The 1,686-nt window shown below is 66.7% G+C and carries 1 protein-coding gene; it reads left to right on the forward strand.

The window, feature by feature from the left end; genetic code table 11:
- The first annotated feature begins 62 nt into the window (after window positions 1–62).
- Entirely contained in the window at window positions 63–1,472 is a 1,410-nt protein-coding gene (gene ahcY / locus ACK5NO_RS01850; RefSeq protein ID WP_416810966.1) for an adenosylhomocysteinase, read from the forward strand.
- The last annotated feature ends 214 nt before the right edge of the window (window positions 1,473–1,686 follow it).

A 1,686-nucleotide genomic window follows, 5' to 3' on the forward strand; every position in this document is an offset into this window, starting at 1 on the left:
GCCGCTGTGGGCGAGAGCCCGGCCAGCGCATCGGCCCGTCCCCTGCCTGACGACGAGCCCACATGACCCCCCCCGCCGCAGACCACGTGGTTGCCGACCTGTCGCTGGCAGAAGCCGGGCGCCACCAGATCCGCCTCGCGGAGCAGGAGATGCCCGGGCTCATGGCCCTGCGCGAGGAGTTCGGTGACTCTCAGCCGCTCGCCGGTGCGCGTATCGCAGGCTCGCTGCACATGACCACCCAGACCGCGGTGCTCATCGAGACGCTGACGGCACTTGGAGCCGACGTGCGCTGGGCCTCGTGCAACATCTTCTCGACGCAGGACGATGCGGCGGCGGCAATCGTCGTGGGCAAGGGCACCTACTCGGCCCCTGCCGGGGTTCCCGTGTTCGCGACCAAGGGCGAGACCATCGCCGACTACTGGGACTACACGGACCGCATCCTCACGTGGGAGGGCCACGACGGCCCCACGATCATCCTTGACGACGGCGGCGACGCCACCCTGCTGGTGCACGAGGGCGTCCGCCTCGAGAAGCTCGGGGAGGTCCCCGCGCCGCTCGAGGAGGAGGACCCCGCATACAACGCCGAGGTCGAGGGCATGCGTGCCGTCATTCGCCGCTCCATCGCCAGCGACCCCACGCGCTTTACGCGCATGGCCGCCGGGATCGTCGGGGTGTCGGAGGAGACCACCACGGGCGTGCACCGCCTCGAGGCGATGTTCCGCCGCGGCGAACTGCTGTTCCCCGCGATCAACGTCAACGACTCGGTCACCAAGTCCAAGTTCGACAACAAGTACGGCTGCCGCCACTCGCTCATCGACGGCATCAACCGCGCCACCGACGTCCTCATCGGCGGCAAGGTCGCGGTCGTCTGCGGCTACGGCGACGTCGGCAAGGGCTGCGCCTCCTCGCTGCGCGGCCAGGGCGCCCGCGTGATCGTCACCGAGATCGACCCGATCTGCGCCCTGCAGGCGGCGATGGAGGGCTACGAGGTGACGACCATGGACGAGGCGGCCCCGCAGGCCGACATCTTCGTCACCGCCACCGGCAATGTCGACATCATCACCGTCGACCACATGCGCGCGATGAAGCCCCGCGCCATCATCTCCAACATCCGCCACTTCGAGTCCGAGATCCAGCTCGGCGCGCTGCGGAACTATAAGTGGCACAACGTCAAGCCACAGGTCGACGAGATCGAGTTCCCCGACGGCAAGCGCATCATCCTGCTGTCCGAGGGGCGGCTGGTGAACCTTGGCAACGCAACCGGCCATCCGAGCTTCGTCATGTCGGCGTCTTTCACCAACCAGACGCTGGCCCAGATCGAGCTCTTCACCAAGCCCGAAGAATACCAGAAGCAGGTCTACATCCTGCCGAAGACGCTCGACGAGAAGGTCGCCCGCCTGCACCTCGCCAAGATCGGCGTGAAACTCACCGATCTCAACGACAAGCAGGCCAAGTATATCGGCGTCGCGTAGGAAGGTCCCTTCAAGCCCGAGCACTACCGCTATTGATTTCCGAAATCCGGCGGGCGCGGCTTCGGCCGTGCCCGCCATCTGAATCATGAATGACCTGAATCAAAATGCCGCAGGCGCGCCGCCCATGCGCGCTCAGCCTACGATCAGGCGGCATGTCGCCGCGCCGCGCCCCGTCCCACCTTTCCGCCACGGATAAATTTATCGATCCCGGCGC

This window comes from Demequina sp. (genome assembly GCF_047975725.1).
Classification (GTDB): domain Bacteria; phylum Actinomycetota; class Actinomycetes; order Actinomycetales; family Demequinaceae; genus Demequina.